Genomic DNA, 22,143 nt, shown 5'->3' on the forward strand with positions numbered 1-22,143 from the left:
CTCCTAAAATATGTATTTATACCTTTTATAAAGGTGTTTATACCTTAAAAAAGGTGATAAAAGGCCGAACCCCTTATCACCTTTCCAACTTTGTTACGCAGTAACAGTTTCTTCACCTTGTTTTGCTTCAAGGATCGCGTCTGCCATTTTAGATGTAAGAAGTTTTACAGCACGAATTGCATCATCGTTCGCTGGGATAACGTGATCGATTTCGTCTGGATCACAGTTTGTATCAACGATACCGATGATTGGAATGTGTAATTTGCGTGCTTCAGCAACTGCAATACGCTCTTTACGAGGGTCTACTACGAATAATGCACTTGGAAGACCTTTCATATCTTTAATACCGCCTAAGAATTTCTCAAGACGCTCTAACTCTTTTTTAAGTTGAACAACTTCTTTCTTAGGTAGTACTTCGAAAGTACCATCTTCTTGCATTCTTTCGATGTCTTTAAGACGCTTGATACGCTTTTGGATTGTTTGGAAGTTAGTTAAAGTTCCACCTAACCAACGTTGGTTAACGAAGTACATACCAGCACGAGTTGCTTCTTCTTTAATAGCTTCTTGTGCTTGTTTTTTAGTACCTACGAATAAGATGTCTCCGCCTTCAGCAGCGATGTCACGCATAACTTTGAAAGCTTCCTCAACTTTTTTCACAGTTTTTTGTAAGTCGATGATGTAGATACCGTTACGCTCTGTGAAAATGTAACGCTTCATTTTTGGGTTCCAACGACGAGTTTGATGTCCGAAATGAACACCAGCTTCAAGCAATTGCTTCATAGAAATTACTGACATAATATAGTTCCTCCTAAATGGTTTTTGATATCCTCCGTTTACTTCATCTCTAAGCGAAACTACAAACGTAGCACCAACACTTAAATCAGTAAACGTGTGTACTTTGTACTGACACCACTGCTTACTATATCATACTGAAATATTACAATCAAGTCGAAAATGCGAACAATGTAAAACTTTCTTTGTTCATACTCGAATTCTAGTATTACCAACCTGCATTTCTTTTAAGCAAAAAGTGAAATGCAATTCATGGCTTTTCAAAAAAATGCGATTATGACGCTATGTACGAACAACATCAATCTGTTATACAAAAAAACTCTCCTCAAAAAATGAGAAGAGTTTTATAAATTAGTTTGTTTTTAATTTAGCAAGTTCATGTAAGAATTTGTCGTTTAATACTTTAATGTATGTTCCTTTCATACCTAAAGAACGTGACTCAATTACACCAGCACTTTCTAATTTACGAAGTGCATTTACGATTACCGAACGAGTGATTCCTACACGGTCAGCAATTTTACTTGCAACAAGTAAACCTTCTGTTCCGTTTAATTCTTCGAAGATGTGCTCGATTGCTTCTAACTCACTGTAAGATAATGAGCTGATCGCCATTTGAACAACAGCTTTGCTACGCGCTTCTTCTTCAATTTCTTCTGCTTTTTCACGTAAAATTTCCATACCTACAACAGTTGAGCTGTACTCAGCAAGAATTAAATCATCATCTAAGAACTCTTGACCAAGACGAGCTAAAACTAATGTACCTAGACGCTCACCGCCACCAACGATCGGTACGATTGTAGTTAAGCCTTGACCAAATAATTCTTTATTTTCTACTGGGAATGCTGTGTAAGCACTGTTTACATCTAAGTTTGAAGATGTTTCTGTAATGTTGAATAAGCTTTGTGTATACTCTTCTGGGAATTGACGCTCTGCAAGCATTTGTTTCATACGCTCATTCTCGATTTGTTGGTGAATTGCATAACCTAGTAATTTACCACGACGGCTTACTACGAATACGTTCGCTTCGATTACTTCACACATTGTGTCAGACATTTCTCTAAAGTTTACAGGCTTTCCTGCTGCGCTCTGTAATAACGCATTTAATTTTCTTGTTTTTGCTAATAATTCCATTTCAAAAGTTCCTCCTACATGTTACTCACATATTTTTTCATCACTTGGAAACTAGGGCGAGTCACCTGATGACACTATTACAAAATAAACTGGCTCACATCTTTATTTTTAGCAATCGTTGCTAATTTTTCCTCAACGTATTGAGGCGTTATCGTTATTTTCTCTAACGTAATTTCAGATGCTTCAAACGATAAATCTTCAAGGAGCTTCTCCATAATCGTATGAAGTCTTCTTGCTCCAATATTATCTGTATCCTGATTAACTTGATAAGCAATCTCAGCAATCTTACGAATAGCTTCGTCTGAAAATTCAATTTCTATACCTTCAGTCGCTAATAAAGCAATATATTGTTTAATTAACGCATTGTCAGGCTCGATTAATATTTTAACAAAATCATCCGTCGATAATTTTGTTAATTCTACTCGAATCGGAAATCTCCCTTGTAATTCCGGAATCAAATCTGACGGTTTAGACATATGAAACGCTCCAGCTGCAACGAATAAAATATAATCCGTTTTTACTGATCCGTATTTTGTCGCAACATTTGATCCTTCTACAATTGGTAAAATGTCACGTTGCACACCTTCACGTGATACATCTACACTATTCGACTGCTTACCAGCAATTTTGTCAATTTCATCGATAAAAATAATCCCGAGCTGTTCAGCACGATAAACAGCCTCTTGTGTAACTTCATCCATATCAATTAAGCGCTGTGCTTCCTCATTTGTCAAGACTTTTCTTGCTTCTTTTACAGAAAGTTTACGTTTTTTTGTTTTTTTCGGCATAAAACTTCCTAATGCATCTTGGAAATTCATCCCCATTTGTTCCATGCCAGTTCCTTGCAGCATATCGAACATGGAAGACTGTTGTTCAGTCACTTCAATCGATACAATTTCATCTTCAAGAAGTCCTGCAGCAAGCTTTCTTTCCACATCTTGACGTTTCTTTTCGATTTCAACATCTTCCTGTGAATCTGTTGTTTGATTCGAATTTTGAGCGCCACCAAATAGCATTTCTAATGGGTTTTTAAATCCAGATTGCTTCTCCGGACTCGGTACTAAAATTTCAACAAGACGTTGGTTCGCTTGTTCTTCTGCTTTGTCTTGTACTTTTACTACCATTTCTTCTTTCACAATGCGAACTGACGTTTCCACAAGGTCACGTACCATCGATTCTACATCTCTACCTACATATCCAACTTCTGTAAATTTCGTAGCTTCAACCTTAATAAAAGGTGCTCCAACGAGTTTCGCCATTCGTCGTGCTACCTCTGTTTTACCAACACCTGTCGGTCCAATCATTAAAATATTTTTAGGTGCAATTTCATCACGTAGATTTTCAGCTAATTTACTTCGGCGGTATCGATTTCTTAAAGCTACAGCAACCGCTTTCTTCGCATCTTTTTGACCGATAATGTATTGATCTAATTTTTCCACAATTTGACGCGGAGTAAAATGTAAATGCATATAAAATGCCTCCCTTACGATTCTACAATTCTTCCACAATTATATTGTGGTTTGTATACACACAAATATCGCCTGCAATGTCTAAACTCGCTTTCGCAATTTGCTTCGCTGTTAAATGTTCACTTGCATATTGTTTTAAAGCACGACCTGCTGAAAGCGCATAATTTCCGCCAGATCCAATTGCTAAAATACCATCATCCGGTTCAATCACTTCTCCCGTACCTGAAACAAGGAGCATAGTTGTTTTATCCATGACAATGAGCATCGCTTCTAGCTGACGTAACATTTTGTCACCGCGCCATTGCTTCGCCATCTCAACAGCAGCACGCTGCAAGTTTCCATTATACTCTTCTAATTTCCCTTCAAACATTTCAAAAAGAGTAAATGCATCAGCAACTGAACCTGCAAAACCAGCTAAAACTTTCCCTTGAAAAAGTTTACGAACCTTACGAGCTGTATGTTTCATTACAACAGCATTTCCCATTGTCACCTGGCCATCTCCAGCCATTGCACATTCTCCATTATGATGAACTGCAAATATCGTTGTAGCGTGGAAATTTCCCATAGAAAAAACTCCTTTATATGTTTTTATAGCTTTAAAAGCAATTTATGCCCGTGGGTGATGCTTCATGTAGACAGAACGCAATCTTTCTTTAGAGACATGCGTATAAATTTGTGTCGTAGACAAATTTTCATGACCGAGTAGCTCCTGTACAGTACGTAAATCTGCCCCTTCATCTAACATATGTGTAGCAAATGTATGCCTTAACATATGAGGACTTATACGCATTGTCAGTGAAGCTTTCTTAATGAGTTCATTTAATACATAGCGTACTCCTCGACTTGTCAGCGGCGTGCCTTTCGCATTTAAAAATACCATATGAGATTGTTCTTCAGTTTTCTTGGCTAACTGTTTTCTCCCGTTCTCTATATAAGTAATTAAAGCATCTTGTGCATAGCTCCCGAACGGAATATACCTTTGTTTTTTTCCTTTTCCCATTACTAAAATTGTCCCCACCGCAAAGTCAATATCGGTAAGTTGTAAATTAACACATTCACTCACACGGATCCCGGTCGCATACATCAACTCTAATAAAGCTTGATTCCTTTGACCTAACGGGGTTCCCGTATCAGAAACTTCAAATAATTCCTCTAATTCTTCAGCATATAAAAACTTTGGGATTGACAATTCTTTTTTGGGGAGTGACGCAAGTGCAAACGGATTATCTTTCCGATAACCTTCACGCATCAAAAAACGATATAAACTTCGTAAGCTTGATACTTTTCTTGCGACAGATTTACGGGCTAACTTTTCATCGTGCAACGTCGTTAAGTACAAACGAACATCCGCGTATGTAATATCTAAAAAAGAGGATATGCCTTCTCGCTCCATAAATTGCACAAAATGTTCTAAATCATTTTGATAACTTGCAATTGTATATTTTGAATAATTTCTTTCAATTTGTAAATATCCAACGAATAATTGTAACAATTTCTTCACATTCACACAATTCACCTCAATAAAGGCTACTAAATCGTATCACAACTTAGTAGCCTTTGCAAGAAATTTAACTAAATATTTACAAAATTTCGAATCGTTTCTAAAGCGCGTGTTGCATAGGCTTCATTACGTTCTGCTTTCTTTTTAATTTTCTTCTCTAACGGTGCAAACAGACCGAAGTTTGCATTCATCGGTTGGAAGTTTTTTGCATTTGTCGCAGTAATATAATTCGCCATACTTCCCATCGCAGTTACTGGTGGTAATACAACCGGCTCTTCACCTTTTACAAGTCGAGCAGCGTTGATACCTGCTAGCAATCCTGAAGCCGCTGATTCAACATATCCCTCCACTCCAGTCATTTGACCAGCGAAGAATAAATCATCACGTTGTTTATATTGGTATGTTGGACGAAGCAAGTTAGGTGAATTAATAAACGTATTACGATGCATTACACCATAACGTACAATCTCTGCGTTTTCCAGTCCTGGAATCAACTGTAACACTTCTTTTTGCGGTCCCCATTTTAAATGCGTTTGGAAACCTACGATATTGTATAACGTTCCCGCTGCATCATCTTGGCGTAACTGAACAACAGCATATGGCGTTTTCCCTGTTTTCGGATCTTCTAATCCAACAGGTTTCATCGGTCCAAATACTAGTGTTTGTCTTCCTCTACTTGCCATAACTTCTACTGGCATACAACCTTCAAAGAAAATTTCTTTTTCAAATTCTTTTAAAGGTACTGTTTCAGCAGCGATTAAAGCCTCGTAAAAACGGTCGAATTCCTCTTCCGTCATTGGACAGTTTAAATATGCCGCTTCACCTTTATCGTAACGAGATTTTAAATACACTTTATTCATATCAATGCTGTCTTTCTCAACAATCGGTGCTGCTGCATCATAGAAATAAAAGTAGTCTTCACCCGTTAATTCTTTTAATTGCGCAGAAAGATCAGGCGACGTAAGTGGACCTGTCGCGATAACAGTAGGACCTTCTGGAATTTCAGTAATTTCTTCATTCACCACAGTTACGTTCGGATGATTTTTCACATATTCCGTTACTTTTGCCGCAAATTCATGACGATCTACCGCTAAAGCCCCTCCTGCTGGTACAGAACACTCATCAGCTGCACGAATAATAACAGAATCCATTAAACGCATTTCTTCTTTAATAACACCAACAGCATTTGTTAATGTGTTTGCGCGAAGCGAGTTACTACATACTAATTCTGCAAATTTATCTGTGTGATGAGCTGGCGTTTGCCTTACCGGTCTCATTTCGTATAATCTTACTTGGACACCACGTTTTGCAATTTGGTAAGCTGCTTCACTTCCTGCAAGACCTGCGCCAATGACGTTTACTACTTGTGTTGTCATATATTTATCACCTTTCCTTTTCTTCCCGAAAAAAATGTGAGCAGTTACGCTCACATTTGTTGTTCTTCTTCATAATCACACGAAATACATTGTACTTGTACGCCTTTTTTCAACTTCTTCTCTACTAGCATACCTTCACACTTCGGACATTTACGGCCAATCGGCTTATCCCAAGATACAAAGTCACACTCTGGATACGTACCGCACCCATAGAAAAGACGTTTCTTTTTATTACTACGACGCTCAATAATTTGACCTTTATCACATTTCGGACAAGTAACACCGATTTCTTTCACAATCGGTTTTGTATTACGACAATCTGGGAAATTCGAGCAAGCCATAAATTTCCCGTATTTACCCATTTTAAAGACCATTGGGTGATTACATAATTCACAATCTTCCCCAGCTGGTTCATCTTTAATTTCCACTTCACGCATTTCTTTTTCCGCTTTTTCTAAACGCGGTTCAAATCCTACGTAGAAATCATCAACAATTTTTACCCAATTCGCATTTCCTTCTTCTACTTCATCGAGGCTTTGCTCCATGTTAGCAGTAAATTCAATGTTAATAATTTCTGGGAAAAACTCTAAAATAAGTTCAATTACTATTTCACCTAGTTCAGTTGGAACGAAGCGTTTATTATCCAAACCTACATATCCACGTTTTTGAATCGTTTCAAGTGTCGGTACGTAAGTCGACGGTCTTCCAATTCCAAGCTCTTCAAGTGTTCTTACTAAACGAGCCTCTGTATAGCGCGGCGGAGGTTGTGTAAAGTGTTGCTTCGGTTCTAAATCCTTCGAAAATACGGTTTCCCCTACTTCTAAAGGTGGCAACATCTTATCCTTTTCTTCAGCCCCATCATCTTTCGACTCTACATACACTTTCATAAATCCTGGGAACTTTACAACCGATCCACTTGCACGGAACTGAACATTATTATTAATGAGTCTCGCTGTCACAGTATCCATTATAGCAGACGCCATTTGACTTGCAACAAATCGCTCCCAAATCAATTTATACAATCGAAGTTGATCACGACTTAAGAAACTCTTTAGTTCCTCTGGCTTTCTCATTACCGAAGTAGGACGAATTGCCTCATGCGCATCTTGTGCGTTCGACTTCTTCGTTTCTTTCTTCTTTTCTGTTCCTATGTATTCCGTACCAAACGCCTCAGTAATGTACGTACGTGCCTCTGTTTGAGCTGTTTCTGAGATACGTGTTGAATCAGTTCTCATATACGTAATAAGACCTACAGTTCCTTGTTTTCCAAGATCAATTCCTTCATACAATTGCTGCGCAAGCATCATCGTTTTCTTTGCTCGCATGTTTAACTTACGCGCCGCCTCTTGTTGCAAGGAAGATGTTGTAAATGGTAATGCCGGATTACGTTTTCGCTCTTTTCTCGTTACATTTTCAACTGAGAACGCATTATCTTTCAGCCGTTCAATTATTTCATTCACTTGTGTTTCATTTGTTAATTGAACTTTTTCACCATCTACACCGTAAAAGCTTGCTTCAAATGTGTCTTTCCCTTTCACAAATTCTGTCTTAATTGTCCAGAATTCTTCAGGCTCGAAACTTTGAATTTCTCTTTCACGTTCGATAATTAAACGAACTGCTACAGATTGTACGCGTCCTGCACTTAATCCTTTTTTTACTTTCTTCCATAATAAAGGACTAATATTGTAACCAACAAGACGATCTAGTATACGTCTTGCTTGTTGTGCATCTACTAAATTCATGTTAATCGCGCGAGGATGTTTAAAGGATTCCTTTATTGCATCTTTTGTAATCTCATTAAACACAACTCGGCAATCTGATTCAACGTCCACATTTAACGTATTGGCTAAATGCCAAGCAATAGCTTCCCCTTCGCGGTCTGGATCGGCCGCGAGATAGACTTTCTTTGCTTTTTTTGCTGCTGATTTTAAGTCTTTTAAGACGGGACCTTTACCACGAATGGTAATATACTTCGGGGTGAAGTTGTTCTTTACTTCTATCCCCATTTGGCTTTTAGGTAAATCGCGAACGTGTCCCATAGACGCGACAACTTTGTATTTTTTCCCTAAATATTTCTCAATGGTCTTCGCCTTAGAAGGCGACTCCACGATTACGAGGTAATCTGACATGCTAGTGCCTCCTTAAGAGGTGGATTCAAGTCTTCATTAATCTTATTGATTTCTCTTGTTTTTGTCAATCAAGAATGAATATACCATACAGTGCCTATCTACCATTTGTCAATAATTGTTTAATAAAAACATAAAAATATAAGGTTAATTTAAAATCTCTTCCAGTATATCTTCTGCATTTCTTACTAGTTTCGCTCCTTGTTGAATGAGATGATTTGTTCCTGATGCACTATCTATAAATATAGGTCCAGGAAGTGCAAATACCTCTCTATTTTGCTCTAGAGCAAGGTCTGCGGTAATAAGTGTTCCACTTCTCGATTTCGCTTCTACAACTAAAACACCTTTACTTATGCCACTAATAATCCGATTCCTTTTTGGAAAATACCATTTTTTCGGTGCATAGTGCGGCGGATACTCTGTTAATAACAATATATATTCATTCCACACTTCATATAAATATCGATTCTCTCTTGGATATATATACGATAATCCATGTCCTAGTATCGCAATTGTTGGGCAATGCCGTCTTACTGTAATTTCATGAGACATCGCATCTATCCCTCTTGCAAATCCACTGACAACAAGCCATTCCTTTTCTAATAATGGATGTAAAATAAATTTCAAACTTTCATATCCATATAAATTCGGTTCTCTTGTTCCAACAACCGCTAATTTATTCACTTTATTGAGAAAATCTTTTTCTCCTTTTCCATATAATACAAAGGGAGGATCTTGTATTTCACGTAATAATTTTGGATAATCTTCATCCCATATTGTCATATAAAAGAATCGATTTTTCTCTAAATAAGATATATATTGTGGGAGATTTGAACTTTGAAGAAAATTTACTAATTCTGAAGATTTTTTCGAGGATATTCCAGTGTAACATTCAATTTGTTTTGCATTAAAATTGTATATTTCCTTCAATTCTGGATCGACATGTAATAGCCTCTCTATCGCCTTCCAATGGTCTGCTAACAAGTAATGAAGATGTAATAATCGTTCTCTTTTCATCACAATTCTCCTTACCCATAATTTTTATTATGTTAACAAGAAGTTTGTAAAAAGACACCTTCAAGCAAGAAGGTGTCTTTCAACAGATTAGTAGTTTTTACAAGTCTCAAATAGACCTTTTTCTTTTAAGACAGAGATTAGCGTTTCACCCATAACTGCTGGAGTTTCCGCTACTTTAATACCACAAGCTTCCATCGTTTTAATCTTTTCTGCAGCAGTTCCTTTGCCGCCAGAAATGATTGCACCAGCATGCCCCATACGTTTGCCAGCAGGCGCTGTTTGGCCGCCAATGAAGCCTACAACAGGTTTTGTCATATTAGCTTTCACCCATTCAGCTGCCTCTTCTTCCGCTGTACCACCGATTTCACCAATCATAATTACAGCGTGTGTTTCTTCATCTTCATTAAATGCTTTTAACGCGTCAATAAAGTCTGTACCGTTAACAGGGTCTCCGCCGATACCTACAGCCGTAGATTGACCAATACCTTCTTGTGTTAACTGATGTACAGCCTCATACGTTAATGTACCAGAGCGAGATACGATACCTACATGACCTTTTTTATGAATGTATCCTGGCATAATACCAATTTTACATTCATCAGGTGTGATAACACCTGGGCAGTTCGGTCCAAGTAAACGTGTATGTTTACCAGCCATATATCTCTTTACATTTACCATATCTAATACAGGAATTCCTTCAGTAATACATACTACTAAATCAATTTCTGCATCAACTGCTTCCATAATTGCATCAGCCGCAAAAGCGGGTGGAACGTATACAACTGAAGCGTTTGCGCCTGTTGCTTTCACTGCATCTTCTACAGTATCAAATACTGGTACACCTTCAATATCAGTGCCACCTTTACCTGGCGTTACACCACCGACAATTTTCGTACCGTATTCTATCATTTGCTTTGTGTGGAATAACCCTTGAGAACCTGTAATACCTTGAACAATAACTTTTGTATCTTTATTAACTAATACGCTCATTTTTCTCCCCCGCTTTCTATTAGCCCACTAGTGAAACAATTTTTTGTGCACCGTCTGCCATAGATTCTGCTGCAACAATATTTAAGCCAGACTCATTTAAAATTTTCTTACCTAACTCTACGTTTGTACCTTCAAGACGTACAACTAAAGGCAATTCAAGACCTACTTGTTTCGTTGCTTCAATAACACCTTCTGCAATAACATCACACTTCATAATGCCACCAAAAATGTTAACGAAGATACCTTTTACATTTTTGTCAGAAAGGATAATTTTGAATGCTTCTGTAACCTTTTCAGCTGTCGCACCGCCACCAACATCTAAAAAGTTAGCTGGATCTCCATGGTAATGTTTAATGATATCCATAGTAGCCATCGCTAAACCTGCACCATTAACCATACAACCGATATTTCCATCTAAAGGAATGTAGTTTAAGTCATATTTAGAAGCTTCGATTTCTTTTGCATCTTCTTCATCAAGGTCACGAAGTTCTAAAATGTCTTTATGGCGATATAAAGCATTAGAATCAAAGTTTAATTTCGCATCTAATGCCATAACTTTACCATCACCTGTTGTAACAAGTGGGTTAATCTCTGCGATAGAGCAATCTTTTTCGATAAAAGCACGGTATAAGCCCATCATAAACTTCACAGCTTGTCCTACAAGCTCTTTTGGAATATTGATGTTAAATGCAATTCGGCGTGCTTGGAAGCCTTGTAAGCCTACTGCTGGATCAATATATTCTTTAAAGATTTTTTCAGGTGTTTTTTCTGCTACTTCTTCAATTTCTGTTCCGCCTTCTTCAGAAGCCATTAAAACAACTTGAGAAGTTGCACGGTCTAAAACAAGACCTACATAATATTCTTTTTTAATATCGCAACCTTCTTCGATAAGTAAGCGTTTTACTTCCTTACCTTCAGGACCTGTTTGATGTGTCACAAGTGTAGTTCCTAAAATGCTCTCTGCATATGTACGAACTTCATCTAAATTTTTTGCAACTTTTACTCCGCCAGCTTTGCCGCGTCCACCAGCGTGAATTTGTGCTTTCACTACACATACATCCGTTCCTAATTCTTTCGCCGCTTCTACAGCTTCTTCTACTGTAAATGCAACCTTCCCGTTCGGAACGCTAACCCCATAGCTTCTAAGGACTGCCTTACCTTGGTACTCATGGATATTCATGGTCCCATCCTCCCCTGTTTTCCTGTTTTACTCGAAAAGTTTTTTAATGTTTAAAAAACATTACATTGCCATTGTATAAGATGATTGGCACGCTGTCTACAATAAAGTGTCAGAAAACTGAAATCGCTTTATTCTTTTTGGAAAATAGTAATGTTTATATGTCAAAATACAAAATAAGCTGCGTTTTCGCAGCTTATTTTTGAATCATATCTTTAATTGGCGCGAACGATTTTCGATGTTCTTCTAATATGCCATGCGCTTCAATCGCTTCTAAATGTTGTTTTGTGCCATATCCCATATGTTGTTCAAATCCATATGCAGGATACTTCTCTCCAAGCTCTTTCATCATACGATCTCTCGTTACTTTCGCAATAATGGATGCAGCTGAAATAGAAATACTTTTTGCATCACCTTTAATAATAGATGTTTGCGGAATTGGTGTAGGGAGTTTCATCGCATCAATTAATAAATATTGTGGTGTACAAGATAAATTCGCTACAGCATCTAACATCGCTTGTTTCGTCGCTTGATAAATATTTATTTCATCAATAACTTGCGGTGATACAATTCCAACTCCAATTGCAATTGCTTGCGCTTTAATTTCATCATAAAAACGCTCACGTTTCGCTTCACTCAACTTTTTCGAGTCATTTAACCCCGGAATATAAAAATCCTCAGGAAGAACGACAGCTGCCGTCACAACAGGCCCAGCTAACGGTCCACGACCTACTTCATCTATACCTGCGATATATGTGAGACCTTTTTCACGTAACGCATTTTCATACTTAGACATTTCTAGAAATTTTTCTTTTTCCTTTTGCGCTAACTCTTTTTGTTTATACCACTTAGAAATGAGCTTTTGTACCCCTTTACGTTCATCTTTTATTAATATTTGAAAGCGGTCGTCCTCTTCACTCATAATTTCTTGTAGTAAATGTTCCGCCTCTTGAATAGTCACTTTTTGCATTCATGCCACTCCCTTTATATACAAAAAAGAAAAGACGTACAAACGCACGTCTTATACTTCTTCTACTTTTTCTGCATCTTCTGTCTGCTCCGCAAACTCTTCTGGTGTTTCAAACGTCATTTTCCCAAGTTTGCCACCACGAAGCTCACGAAGTATAAGTTCAGATGTTTTATCATAATCAATCATTCCGCCGCCCATTAAACAGCCTCTATTTTTTCCAATCGCATCAAATAACTCCACGATGTCTTCTGGAATGTCATTTAAATTATAGCGCTCTTTTAATCGGTCTGGGTAATGTTTCTCCATAAAACGTAGCGCATAAACAGCTACGTCTTGTAGATTTAAAATAGAATCTTTAATTGCACCAGTCGTAGCTAGACGTAACCCAACTAATTGGTCTTCAAATTTAGGCCATAAAATACCTGGCGTATCTAACAGCTCCATTTCTTTCCCAACCTTAATCCATTGCTGAGCTGTTGTCACACCAGGACGATCCCCTGTTTTAGCAATATTTTTCTTCGCTAACTTATTAATCAACGTAGATTTACCAACATTCGGTATCCCTACAATTAATGCACGAATCGCTCTCGGTCTAATACCTTTTGCAACCATTTTATCGAATTTCTCTTTCACTAACACTTTACAAGCCGCCGCAATTTCCTTCATGCCTTGTCCAGCCTGTGCGTTAATTGAAATTGCCATATGGCCTTTTTCTTTAAAATATGCGATCCATTGCTTTGTTAAACGATCGTCTGCCATATCCGCTTTATTTAAAACAACAAGCCTCGGTTTATGTGTAATAATCTCATCGATCATCGGATTTCGAGAAGATAAAGGTAATCGAGCATCTACAAGCTCAATTACAACATCAATTAACTTTAATTTTTCTGTTACTTGGCGTCTAGCCTTTGCCATATGTCCCGGGAACCATTGAATTACCATGTTGCCACCTTCTTTTTCTTTTATTTCACAATACGAGCATCTTTTAACGGCCAATATAGTATATTTGCCTTTCCAATCACTTGGTCCATTGAAATTGTACCAATCGAACGGCTATCTTTACTAAAACGACGATTATCGCCTAAAACAAATAATTGACCTTCTGGAACAGTTTTCTTCCCTGTCATTTCTTCAAGAGTGAAATCATATGTAAGCGGTCCGTCAGCAATTTGTTTTTTCTGCTTGTCTAAATACGGCTCCTCATAAGCCTTTCCGTTAACATATAGTTTATCATTACGATACTCTATTTCATCGCCTGGTAGGCCGATAATACGCTTAATATAATCTTTATCTTCCGTCGCTCGGAATACAATAATATCAAATCGTTTCGGATCTCCTATGTGATAACCAATTTTATTAACTATCATTCGATCGCGATCATGTAATGTAGACGCCATCGATACTCCATCTACGAGAATTGGCGCAAAGAAAAACTGTCTAATAACACCTGCTAATACAACAGCTATCAAAATTGCCTTGATCCATTCCCAAAGTGAACTCTTTTCTTTCTTCATGCTTTTCCCCTCCACGATTATGTAAGCTGATCGTATTATATCAAAATTTTATATAGATTGGAAAAAGGGAGCTTGTGCATTTACAAGCTCCCATACATGTCTTATCGAATTTCTTTAATACGTGCTTTTTTACCGCGAAGGTTACGTAAGTAGTATAACTTAGCACGACGTACTTTACCACGGCGAAGTACTTCGATTTTCGCGATTCTTGGCGTGTGAACTGGGAATGTACGCTCTACACCTACACCGTAAGAAATCTTACGAACTGTGAATGTTTCACTGATTCCGCCACCACGACGTTTAATTACAACACCTTCGAAAAGCTGAATTCTTTCACGAGTTCCCTCAACTACTTTTACGTGTACACGTAAAGTGTCTCCAGGACGGAATGAAGGAAGGTCAGTTTTTAATTGGCCTTTTGTAATTTCTGCGATTAATTGTTGCATATTAAATTCTCTCCTTTAAACAGATGCTCTTATAAAGTCTAAATAAATTACAGCGGAACATCGTTAATACGGCTACTGATTTCAGCAGCACAAGTGTTATAATAGCATATTGCTAAGGCTGTTGCAATAGAAAATATATCAAGCACTTATTTGCCTTCTTTAATCTGTTCTAGCCACTTCTTTTCTTGCTTAGACAATTCTCGTTCTTCTAGTAAATCCGGTCTACGCGTGTACGTACGACGCAACGATTCTTTATGTCGCCATTCATCAATATTTTTATGATTTCCCGACATTAATACATCTGGCACTTTCATACCACGAAAATCAGCTGGACGTGTATAATGAGGATGCTCTAATAAACCTGTACTAAACGAATCCTCGACTTGTGAAGCATGATTTCCTAGTACTCCTGGAAGGAGACGTACGACACTATCAGTTATAACCATAGAGGCTAACTCTCCACCCGTTAATACATAGTCACCGATAGAAATCTCATCTGTTACGAGATGTTCACGAATTCGTTCGTCATATCCTTCATAATGCCCACATACAAAGATTAAATGTTCTTCCTCTGCAAGCTCTTCCGCTTTCTTCTGAGTAAACCTTTCACCTTGCGGACACATTAAGACAACTCGCGGCTTCCGCTCCGTTTCTTTCGTTAAATCTTCTACAGCATCAAAAATAGGCTGAGGAGTTAACACCATCCCAGCGCCGCCACCATACGGATAATCATCCACACTATTATGCTTACTCGTTGTATAATCACGGAAATTGACAACACGAAGCTCTACCGCTTCTTTTTCTTGTGCTTTCTTTAAAATTGAAGATCCAAACACACCTGTAAACATATCTGGAAACAAAGTTAAAATGTCAATTTTCATTATAGTAGCCCTTCCATTACATGAATGGTTACTAATTTATTCTCAATGTTAACTTGAAGTACAACATCATCAATATAAGGAATTAACAGATCTTGACCTTTTGGACGTTTAATTACCCAAACATCATTTGCACCAGGAGATAAAACTTCTTTTATTGTCCCTAACGCTTCTCCTTCTTCCGTTACAACGTTGCAACCAATAATTTCATGATAGTAGTATTCGCCTTCAGCTAGTTCGCCTAATTGATCTTCAGGTACTTTTAAAAGAGAACCTTTAAACTGTTCTACTTCATTTACATTCCCATATCCTTCAAATGTCAATAAATCAAATGTTTTATGTTGACGATGAGAAGTAATCTTTACTGGGAAAGGCTCTCCACCTTTTTCATTCGATATGTATAACGTATTCCCTACCTTATATCGCTCTTCTGGAAAATCAGTACGAGAAACCACACGAATTTCTCCTTTTACGCCATGAGTATTTACAATTTTCCCTACGTTAAACCATTTTGTCATAAACAGTATGTCACCCCTGGTTTCTATATAAATTAAGCATCCCCATTTCACATATGGAACATGCAATTTCTCTTTAAATGTTAAAAAAGGGAGAGGAAATAACTCCTCGCCCTTTTTACGTTTATTGAATTTCCAGTGTTACTTTTTCACTATTGTGATGTCCCACTGAATACAAGAGCATTCGAATTGCTTTCGCAACTTTCCCTTGTTTTCCAATGACTTTTCCAACATCCTCAGGATGTACAGTTAATCGATACTTTATCTCTCCGTTGTAAAGTTCCTGTGTAACTTTTACATCTTCAGGATAATCGACAAGAGGCTTGACAATCGTCTCGACTAACTTCTTCATAGTCATTGCCTCAATTACTTACCTTGTTTAGATAAGTGGAATTTCTCCATGATACCTTGGTTAGAGAATAAGTTACGAACTGTATCAGATGGTTTAGCACCATTTCCTAACCATTTTAATGCTGCTTCTTCGTTGATCTTAACTTCAGCTGGTTGAGCAACCGGATTGTAAGTACCGATTTCCTCAATGAAACGTCCGTCACGAGGAGAACGAGAATCTGCAACAACTACACGATAGAAAGGAGTTTTTTTAGCTCCCATACGTTTTAAACGAATTTTAACTGCCATTTATAAAGCACCTCCGAATTTATTTCACACAGATAATTATATTAGCAAAAAGACTATTGCTTTGTAAAGTATTTTTTCTTAACAGAGCCATCTTTTTTCCTTACATGAATGGAAACTTCAATCCACCTAGTCCTTTTTTCTTACCTTTTTGCATTCCAGTCATCGTTTTCATCATCTTTTTCATATCATCAAATTGCTTGATTAAACGATTGATTTCTTGTACCGTTGTACCGCTACCTTTGGCAATGCGTTTTTTGCGACTAGCATTGATTATTTCCGGTTGTTCTCGCTCTAATTTAGTCATAGAACGAATAATTGCCTCAATATGCCCAATTTGTTTTTCATCAACTTGTGCATTTTTCAGCCCTTTAATTTTATTTGCACCAGGAAGCATTCCTAACAATTCATCAAGCGGGCCAAGTTGACGCACTTGTCCAAGTTGTTCTAGGAAATCGTCAAGTGTAAACGAAAGCGTACGCATTTTTTGCTCAAGTTCTTTTGCTTTCTCTTCATCAACTGTAGCTTGCGCTTTTTCAATTAATGTTAAGACGTCTCCCATCCCTAAAATACGGGATGCCATACGTTCTGGATGGAACGCTTCAAGTGCATCTAGTTTTTCACCCATACCAGCAAATTTAATTGGCGTATTTGTAACAGCTTTAATAGACAATGCCGCACCACCGCGCGTATCACCATCCAGCTTCGTTAATACAACCCCTGTTAAACCTAACTGTTCATGGAAACTTTGTGCAACATTAACCGCGTCTTGTCCTGTCATCGCATCGACAACAAGGAAAATTTCATCCGGTTTCGCAACTTCTTTCACTTTCGCTAATTCATCCATTAGTTCTTCATCAATATGCAGGCGACCTGCTGTATCAATTAAAACATAATCATGATGATCTTCTTTCGCTTTTGCAATCGCTTGTTTCGCAATTTCAACAGGACTTACTTGATCTCCTAAAGAGAATACAGGCATGTCCAATTGCTTCCCTAATGTTTCAAGCTGTTTAATCGCTGCAGGACGGTAAATATCCGCCGCAACAAGCATTGGTTTACGATTATGCTTTTTACGAAGCAAATTCGCAAGCTTACCTGTCGTCGTTGTTTTACCTGCACCTTGCAGACCAACCATCATAATAACAGTCGGTGGCTTATTAGCAACAGCAATTTTGCTTTGCTCTCCGCCCATAAGTTCTGTAAGTTCTTCCTGTACAACTTTAATTACTTGTTGTCCAGGTGTCAAACTTTTCATTACATCTTGTCCGACAGCACGTTCAGATACACGCTTTACAAAATCTTTTACTACTTTAAAGTTAACGTCCGCTTCTAAAAGAGCTAGACGAACTTCTCTCATCATTTCTTTCACATCGGCTTCAGAAACTTTTCCTTTGCCGCGGATTTTTTGCATCGTCTGTTGAAGTCGGTCGGCTAATCCTTCAAATGCCATATTGCCGCCCTCCTAATCTAATTTTTCGATAGCTTCAACAACTTGTTTCATTTCTTCATTCACATGCTCTTCTTCGCTGATTAGCTGTTTTAGCTTTGCAACAAGTCGCTGTCGCTCTTGAAACTTTTGAAGTAATACTAATTTTTCTTCATATTCTTCAAGCATCGCTTCAGTCCGTTTAATGTTATCATACACGGCTTGGCGACTTACATCAAATTCTTCCGCAATTTCACCAAGAGATAAATCATCTAGATAATAAAGCGACATATAACTTCTTTGTTTTTGCGTTAACAACGATTGATAAAAATCAAATAAATAGTTCATTCTCGTTGTTTTTTCGAGCATGTTGGATCATCCTTTGTTAAGTGATTTCCCTTTACATGAATTAGTTTACATGGAGTACAAAAGAGTGTCAAGTTTTTTTCTTAACATCTCATATTTTTATAGAAAAAGAAGCGGAAAATACCGCTTCTTTCACTTATACTTCTTCTGTTTCTACTAAGTTCGCAAATAAACCATATACATATTGTTCTGGATCGAACTGTTGCAGATCATCCATTTGCTCTCCTAATCCAACGAATTTCACCGGTACATCCATTTCGTTACGAATTGCTAATACAATACCACCTTTAGCAGTTCCATCTAACTTCGTTAAAACAATACCAGTCACATTCGTTGCTTCACGGAATGTTTTCGCTTGACTTAAACCGTTTTGTCCTGTTGTTGCATCAATAACAAGCAATACTTCATGAGGAGCTCCTGGTACTTCACGCTCAATTACACGCTTTACCTTCTCTAACTCTTTCATTAAGTTTACTTTATTTTGTAAACGTCCTGCTGTATCACATAGTAATACATCTACTTTACGTGCTTTTGCAGCTTGTACAGCGTCATACATAACCGCTGCTGGATCAGACCCTGATCCTTGTTTAATCACTTCTACCCCAACGCGATCGCCCCATACTTCCAATTGTTCAATCGCTCCAGCACGAAATGTATCTCCTGCTGCTAATAAGACAGACTTACCTTCTGATTTAAACTTATGAGCCATCTTACCAATTGTTGTCGTTTTACCTACACCATTCACACCAACAAATAAAACAACTGTTAAACCATCCTTTTGCACATTAATTTCATTAGTAAAATCGCTGTCACCTTTATAAATTTCTATTAATTTTTCCGAAATAACAGCTTGTACTTCTTTTGGATCTTGAATATTACGGCGTTGCACTTCTTCTTTCAGCTGGTCGATTAATTCCATCACTGTCGAAACGCCAACATCTGCACCGATTAAAATTTCTTCTAATTCTTCGAAGAAATCTTCATCTACTTTACGGTAACGAAAGACTAAATCATTTACTTTATCTGCAAACGAATTTCTCGTTTTTTCTAATCCTTGTTTAAACTTCTCTGTTACCGTATCTGTTTGTTTTGAAATTTTTTCTTTTAGTTTTTTAAAAAAGCTCATACTGTCCCATCCTTTCTATTTGCTTGCAACTAGTTCTTCTCCATCATCTAAACGAACCGAAACAAGTTTAGATACCCCTGACTCTTGCATTGTTACACCGTACAATACGTCAGACTCTTCCATTGTACCTTTTCTATGTGTAATTACAATAAACTGTGTCTCATCACTAAATTTCTTTAAATACTGAGCAAAACGGGCAACGTTTGCCTCATCAAGAGCAGCCTCTACCTCATCTAATACACAGAATGGGACTGGGCGCACTTTTAAAATACCAAATAGCAGCGCAATTGCCGTTAAAGCACGCTCTCCACCTGAAAGTAAACCTAAGTTTTGCAGTTTCTTCCCTGGCGGTTGCGCTACGATATCAATACCCGTATTTAATAAGTCCTCTGGATTCGTCATAACTAAATCCGCTCTACCGCCTCCAAATAATTCAGAGAACACCGATTGAAACTCCATTCGAATTCCTTCAAACGTAGTAGAAAAGCGTTTTTTCATTTCTTCATCCATTTCAGTAATAAGTTGGTGCAATGTCGTTTTTGCTTCTTCTAGATCATCTTTTTGCTCTAGTAAGAATGTATGACGCTCTGCCACACGCTCATACTCATCAATTGCTCCTAAGTTTACTGTACCTAGCTCTTCGATGGAGAGTTTAATTAGTTTCACCTTTTTACGTGCATCCTCAGCAGGCATCACCATTGTATACTTCAGTTTTGCCGCTTCAAATGAAATCGTATATGTTTCACGTAAATGTTGTAATCTATTTTCTAACTCTACATCAAGTCGGTTTATTTTTACCTCTTGATCTTTCAACATCTCAAGAATGTATTTATGTTTACCTGTTGTTTCTTTCAGGTTACGCTCTAACTGTTCTACTCTCTCTTGTAACGATACACGTTGTTCACGACGAGAGCGAATTAACTCTGAAGTTTGATTACGATCATATGCTTTCTTCTCAATCATATTCGTAATTTGTTCTTCACCACTTGAATTCGATGTCATTTCTTGTTTTAAGAATGCTAAATCCTCTTTCGTTTTGACAAGCGTTGCATCGGTTTCTTCTTTTTCCTTCGTCAATCGTTCTACTTTTTCTTTTTGATTAGATAAGCGTTGTTGCTTTTCAGCTGCTAACACTTTTAACTCAGTCATTTCTTTTTGAACTTTTTCTTTCGAAGAATGTTGCTCACTTTTTTGTTTTGTTAAAGCTGTGATTTTGCTATCTAATTCCGTAATCTCTGCCTGAAGAGTCGCCAAAATCTTTTCTAACTCTTCTTTACGGCCTTGCATTTTCACTTGGTCTTGCAAGAACCCTTCAATCTCTAAATCGTAAATAGATAAACGATCATTAATACGATGTTCTTCTAATTCTAAGCGACTAATTTCTTCTCTTAATTTCTGTTCATCTACACGCTCTGCTTCTACACTTTGCCTTAGTTCGCGTATTTGCACTTCTTTTTCTTGAATCTCTTGTTTTACTGCTTTAACAAAGTTTTCTAACTTCGTTGTTTTCTCTTCCATATCAGTTAACTTACTCGTCCACTCTTCTAGTTCACGTTGACGTCCTAATAAAGATGATTTCGCCTGTTTTACCGCTCCACCCGTCATAGAACCGCCAGGGTTTACTACATCACCTTCGATTGTTACAATGCGATAACGGTATTGCAATTGTTTCGCCAACTCATTCGCTCCGCGTAAATCTTTTGCAACAATAACAGTACCTAATAAATTTGAAACTACATTTTCATATTTATTGTTATATTGCACGAGTTCTGCTGCCACACCTACAAACGATGGGTGCTGATTTACAATACGTAATTGCTCAAATGATAACGATCTACCTTTAATAACAGCTTGCGGTAAAAACGTTGCTCGTCCATGTTTATTTTGTTTTAAAAACGCAATTGCATTACGAGCATGTTCTTCTTTTTGTACAACTATATGCTGCATCGCTGCACCTAGAGCAATTTCCATTGCAATTTCATATTCTTTCGGTACCGTTAGCAGTTCTGCAACAGCACCCTCAATACCTTGCAACCTATTTTCTCTAGCTTTTAATACTTCACGTACCCCTTGATAGAAACCAGAGTAGTCCTCTTGCATCTCTTCTAGCATTTCTTTTCGAGAACGTGCCTGTTGTACAAATTGATATGCTTGATACAGTTTTGTTTCGTTTTCACTATACTGCGCCTTGCATTTCCCAAGTGCCGCTTCTGTCTTTTGTATATTCGAAAGGATTCCAGCTACTTTTTCTTTTACTTGTTCATAACTTTCCACAAGTTTTGTCTTTTTCGCTGTAATTTCCATACGCATTTCTACATATTTCGCATTTTCTTCATCAAGGCGTTCATTTTTTGAGTTTTGTTGTTTAGATTGTTCTTCAATCATAGATAACTCATTACGATGACTAGCTTGTTGATTTAAAAGTTCAATATAGTCACCTTTTAAATTCTCAATTTGCTCTTCTAAATTGTCAGCAAACGTTGCAAGTAATTGCTCATTGTCATGCAATTTCGTCTCCAACTCTTTTACATGATTTACAAATTGCATCAATACTTCTGTACTCGATTCAATTTCACCATCATAACTTGTAGCTTTCTCTGTTAATTCAACAATTAACTGTTCGAGTTGTGCACAATGCGTCGTTGCATTTTGCTTTCTCTCTTTTAATAGCTCACGCTGTCCTT

The 22,143-nt window shown here is 37.5% G+C and carries 22 protein-coding genes; all 22 read right to left on the bottom strand.

Annotated features, from left to right (window positions below; translation table 11 throughout):
• Positions 1–93: 93 nt before the first annotated feature.
• Entirely contained in the window at positions 94–795 is a 702-nt protein-coding gene (gene rpsB, locus MR083_RS17800) for a 30S ribosomal protein S2 (protein WP_000111483.1), read from the bottom strand.
• Between the two features lie 348 nt (positions 796–1,143).
• Positions 1,144–1,923 carry a GTP-sensing pleiotropic transcriptional regulator CodY gene (gene codY / locus MR083_RS17805; RefSeq protein WP_000421288.1) on the bottom strand — a complete coding sequence of 260 codons (780 nt, stop codon included), beginning with the start codon at positions 1,921–1,923 and terminating at the stop codon, positions 1,144–1,146.
• 77 nt (positions 1,924–2,000) lie between these two features.
• Positions 2,001–3,392: an ATP-dependent protease ATPase subunit HslU gene (hslU, locus tag MR083_RS17810; RefSeq protein WP_000550081.1), complete on the bottom strand. Its 1,392-nt coding sequence runs from the start codon at positions 3,390–3,392 to the stop codon at positions 2,001–2,003.
• A gap of 22 nt (positions 3,393–3,414) precedes the next feature.
• Complete coding sequence (gene hslV / locus MR083_RS17815; RefSeq protein WP_000526271.1) at positions 3,415–3,957, bottom strand: ATP-dependent protease proteolytic subunit HslV; 543 nt, start codon at positions 3,955–3,957, stop codon at positions 3,415–3,417.
• A 42-nt stretch (positions 3,958–3,999) separates the two neighbouring features.
• A complete protein-coding gene (xerC, locus tag MR083_RS17820; protein WP_016718302.1) occupies positions 4,000–4,899 on the bottom strand; it encodes a tyrosine recombinase XerC in 900 nt (299 codons plus the stop codon).
• 65 nt (positions 4,900–4,964) lie between these two features.
• Complete coding sequence (gene trmFO / locus MR083_RS17825) at positions 4,965–6,269, bottom strand: FADH(2)-oxidizing methylenetetrahydrofolate--tRNA-(uracil(54)-C(5))-methyltransferase TrmFO (RefSeq protein WP_002028254.1); 1,305 nt, start codon at positions 6,267–6,269, stop codon at positions 4,965–4,967.
• Between the two features lie 50 nt (positions 6,270–6,319).
• The gene (gene topA / locus MR083_RS17830) at positions 6,320–8,398 is read right to left on the bottom strand and encodes a type I DNA topoisomerase (RefSeq protein ID WP_001286972.1); all 2,079 of its coding nucleotides are present in this window, start codon (positions 8,396–8,398) and stop codon (positions 6,320–6,322) included.
• Between the two features lie 144 nt (positions 8,399–8,542).
• The gene (gene dprA / locus MR083_RS17835; RefSeq protein WP_000818028.1) at positions 8,543–9,412 is read right to left on the bottom strand and encodes a DNA-processing protein DprA; all 870 of its coding nucleotides are present in this window, start codon (positions 9,410–9,412) and stop codon (positions 8,543–8,545) included.
• An 87-nt stretch (positions 9,413–9,499) separates the two neighbouring features.
• Complete coding sequence (gene sucD / locus MR083_RS17840) at positions 9,500–10,402, bottom strand: succinate--CoA ligase subunit alpha (RefSeq protein WP_000115178.1); 903 nt, start codon at positions 10,400–10,402, stop codon at positions 9,500–9,502.
• 19 nt (positions 10,403–10,421) lie between these two features.
• Positions 10,422–11,582 (bottom strand): ADP-forming succinate--CoA ligase subunit beta, encoded by a 1,161-nt coding sequence (gene sucC / locus MR083_RS17845; protein ID WP_001020785.1) that lies wholly within the window; start codon positions 11,580–11,582, stop codon positions 10,422–10,424.
• Positions 11,583–11,775: 193 nt separating this feature from the next.
• Positions 11,776–12,549 carry a ribonuclease HII gene (gene rnhB / locus MR083_RS17850; protein WP_001174724.1) on the bottom strand — a complete coding sequence of 258 codons (774 nt, stop codon included), beginning with the start codon at positions 12,547–12,549 and terminating at the stop codon, positions 11,776–11,778.
• 51 nt (positions 12,550–12,600) lie between these two features.
• Positions 12,601–13,491: a ribosome biogenesis GTPase YlqF gene (gene ylqF, locus MR083_RS17855; protein ID WP_000236697.1), complete on the bottom strand. Its 891-nt coding sequence runs from the start codon at positions 13,489–13,491 to the stop codon at positions 12,601–12,603.
• 20 nt (positions 13,492–13,511) lie between these two features.
• Positions 13,512–14,063, bottom strand: a complete 552-nt coding sequence (gene lepB / locus MR083_RS17860; protein WP_000711857.1) for a signal peptidase I — start codon at positions 14,061–14,063, stop codon at positions 13,512–13,514.
• Between the two features lie 101 nt (positions 14,064–14,164).
• Positions 14,165–14,509, bottom strand: a complete 345-nt coding sequence (rplS, locus tag MR083_RS17865; RefSeq protein ID WP_001186516.1) for a 50S ribosomal protein L19 — start codon at positions 14,507–14,509, stop codon at positions 14,165–14,167.
• A gap of 146 nt (positions 14,510–14,655) precedes the next feature.
• Positions 14,656–15,390 carry a tRNA (guanosine(37)-N1)-methyltransferase TrmD gene (trmD, locus tag MR083_RS17870; protein WP_000686892.1) on the bottom strand — a complete coding sequence of 245 codons (735 nt, stop codon included), beginning with the start codon at positions 15,388–15,390 and terminating at the stop codon, positions 14,656–14,658.
• Positions 15,390–15,905, bottom strand: coding sequence for a ribosome maturation factor RimM (gene rimM / locus MR083_RS17875; RefSeq protein ID WP_000170268.1), 516 nt, complete (start codon positions 15,903–15,905; stop codon positions 15,390–15,392). The genes trmD and rimM overlap by 1 nt, the downstream gene beginning before the upstream one ends.
• Before the next feature lie 121 nt (positions 15,906–16,026).
• On the bottom strand, positions 16,027–16,254 hold the full coding sequence (locus MR083_RS17880) for a KH domain-containing protein (protein WP_000737403.1): 228 nt from the start codon (positions 16,252–16,254) through the stop codon (positions 16,027–16,029).
• Positions 16,255–16,268: 14 nt separating this feature from the next.
• On the bottom strand, positions 16,269–16,541 hold the full coding sequence (gene rpsP / locus MR083_RS17885; RefSeq protein ID WP_000268750.1) for a 30S ribosomal protein S16: 273 nt from the start codon (positions 16,539–16,541) through the stop codon (positions 16,269–16,271).
• 100 nt (positions 16,542–16,641) lie between these two features.
• Positions 16,642–17,991, bottom strand: a complete 1,350-nt coding sequence (ffh, locus tag MR083_RS17890) for a signal recognition particle protein (protein ID WP_000863461.1) — start codon at positions 17,989–17,991, stop codon at positions 16,642–16,644.
• A gap of 12 nt (positions 17,992–18,003) precedes the next feature.
• A complete protein-coding gene (locus MR083_RS17895; protein ID WP_000891062.1) occupies positions 18,004–18,336 on the bottom strand; it encodes a putative DNA-binding protein in 333 nt (110 codons plus the stop codon).
• Positions 18,337–18,469: 133 nt separating this feature from the next.
• Positions 18,470–19,459, bottom strand: coding sequence for a signal recognition particle-docking protein FtsY (gene ftsY / locus MR083_RS17900; protein WP_000007647.1), 990 nt, complete (start codon positions 19,457–19,459; stop codon positions 18,470–18,472).
• Positions 19,460–19,474: 15 nt separating this feature from the next.
• The coding region (smc, locus tag MR083_RS17905) for a chromosome segregation protein SMC (protein WP_242269668.1) at positions 19,475–22,143 on the bottom strand (2,669 nt) is incomplete at its 5' end.

It is taken from the genome of Bacillus cereus group sp. BfR-BA-01408 (genome assembly GCF_022663305.1).
Lineage (GTDB): Bacteria > Bacillota > Bacilli > Bacillales > Bacillaceae_G > Bacillus_A > Bacillus_A pacificus.

Bases quoted from the DNA above. Each gene is read 5' to 3' on its own strand.
- rpsB (WP_000111483.1), bottom strand. From the start codon at position 795: ATGTCAGTAATTTCTATGAAGCAATTGCTTGAAGCTGGTGTTCATTTC.
- trmD (WP_000686892.1), bottom strand. From the start codon at position 15,390: ATGAAAATTGACATTTTAACTTTGTTTCCAGATATGTTTACAGGTGTG.
- lepB (WP_000711857.1), bottom strand. From the start codon at position 14,063: ATGAAGAAAGAAAAGAGTTCACTTTGGGAATGGATCAAGGCAATTTTG.
- ftsY (WP_000007647.1), bottom strand. From the start codon at position 19,459: ATGAGCTTTTTTAAAAAACTAAAAGAAAAAATTTCAAAACAAACAGAT.
- sucD (WP_000115178.1), bottom strand. From the start codon at position 10,402: ATGAGCGTATTAGTTAATAAAGATACAAAAGTTATTGTTCAAGGTATT.
- rimM (WP_000170268.1), bottom strand. From the start codon at position 15,905: ATGACAAAATGGTTTAACGTAGGGAAAATTGTAAATACTCATGGCGTA.
- sucC (WP_001020785.1), bottom strand. From the start codon at position 11,582: ATGAATATCCATGAGTACCAAGGTAAGGCAGTCCTTAGAAGCTATGGG.
- codY (WP_000421288.1), bottom strand. From the start codon at position 1,923: ATGGAATTATTAGCAAAAACAAGAAAATTAAATGCGTTATTACAGAGC.
- hslU (WP_000550081.1), bottom strand. From the start codon at position 3,392: ATGCATTTACATTTTACTCCGCGTCAAATTGTGGAAAAATTAGATCAA.
- rpsP (WP_000268750.1), bottom strand. From the start codon at position 16,541: ATGGCAGTTAAAATTCGTTTAAAACGTATGGGAGCTAAAAAAACTCCT.
- hslV (WP_000526271.1), bottom strand. From the start codon at position 3,957: ATGGGAAATTTCCACGCTACAACGATATTTGCAGTTCATCATAATGGA.
- trmFO (WP_002028254.1), bottom strand. From the start codon at position 6,269: ATGACAACACAAGTAGTAAACGTCATTGGCGCAGGTCTTGCAGGAAGT.
- MR083_RS17880 (WP_000737403.1), bottom strand. From the start codon at position 16,254: ATGAAGAAGTTAGTCGAGACGATTGTCAAGCCTCTTGTCGATTATCCT.
- topA (WP_001286972.1), bottom strand. From the start codon at position 8,398: ATGTCAGATTACCTCGTAATCGTGGAGTCGCCTTCTAAGGCGAAGACC.
- MR083_RS17895 (WP_000891062.1), bottom strand. From the start codon at position 18,336: ATGCTCGAAAAAACAACGAGAATGAACTATTTATTTGATTTTTATCAA.
- ylqF (WP_000236697.1), bottom strand. From the start codon at position 13,491: ATGGTAATTCAATGGTTCCCGGGACATATGGCAAAGGCTAGACGCCAA.
- ffh (WP_000863461.1), bottom strand. From the start codon at position 17,991: ATGGCATTTGAAGGATTAGCCGACCGACTTCAACAGACGATGCAAAAA.
- rnhB (WP_001174724.1), bottom strand. From the start codon at position 12,549: ATGCAAAAAGTGACTATTCAAGAGGCGGAACATTTACTACAAGAAATT.
- rplS (WP_001186516.1), bottom strand. From the start codon at position 14,509: ATGCAACAATTAATCGCAGAAATTACAAAAGGCCAATTAAAAACTGAC.
- dprA (WP_000818028.1), bottom strand. From the start codon at position 9,412: ATGAAAAGAGAACGATTATTACATCTTCATTACTTGTTAGCAGACCAT.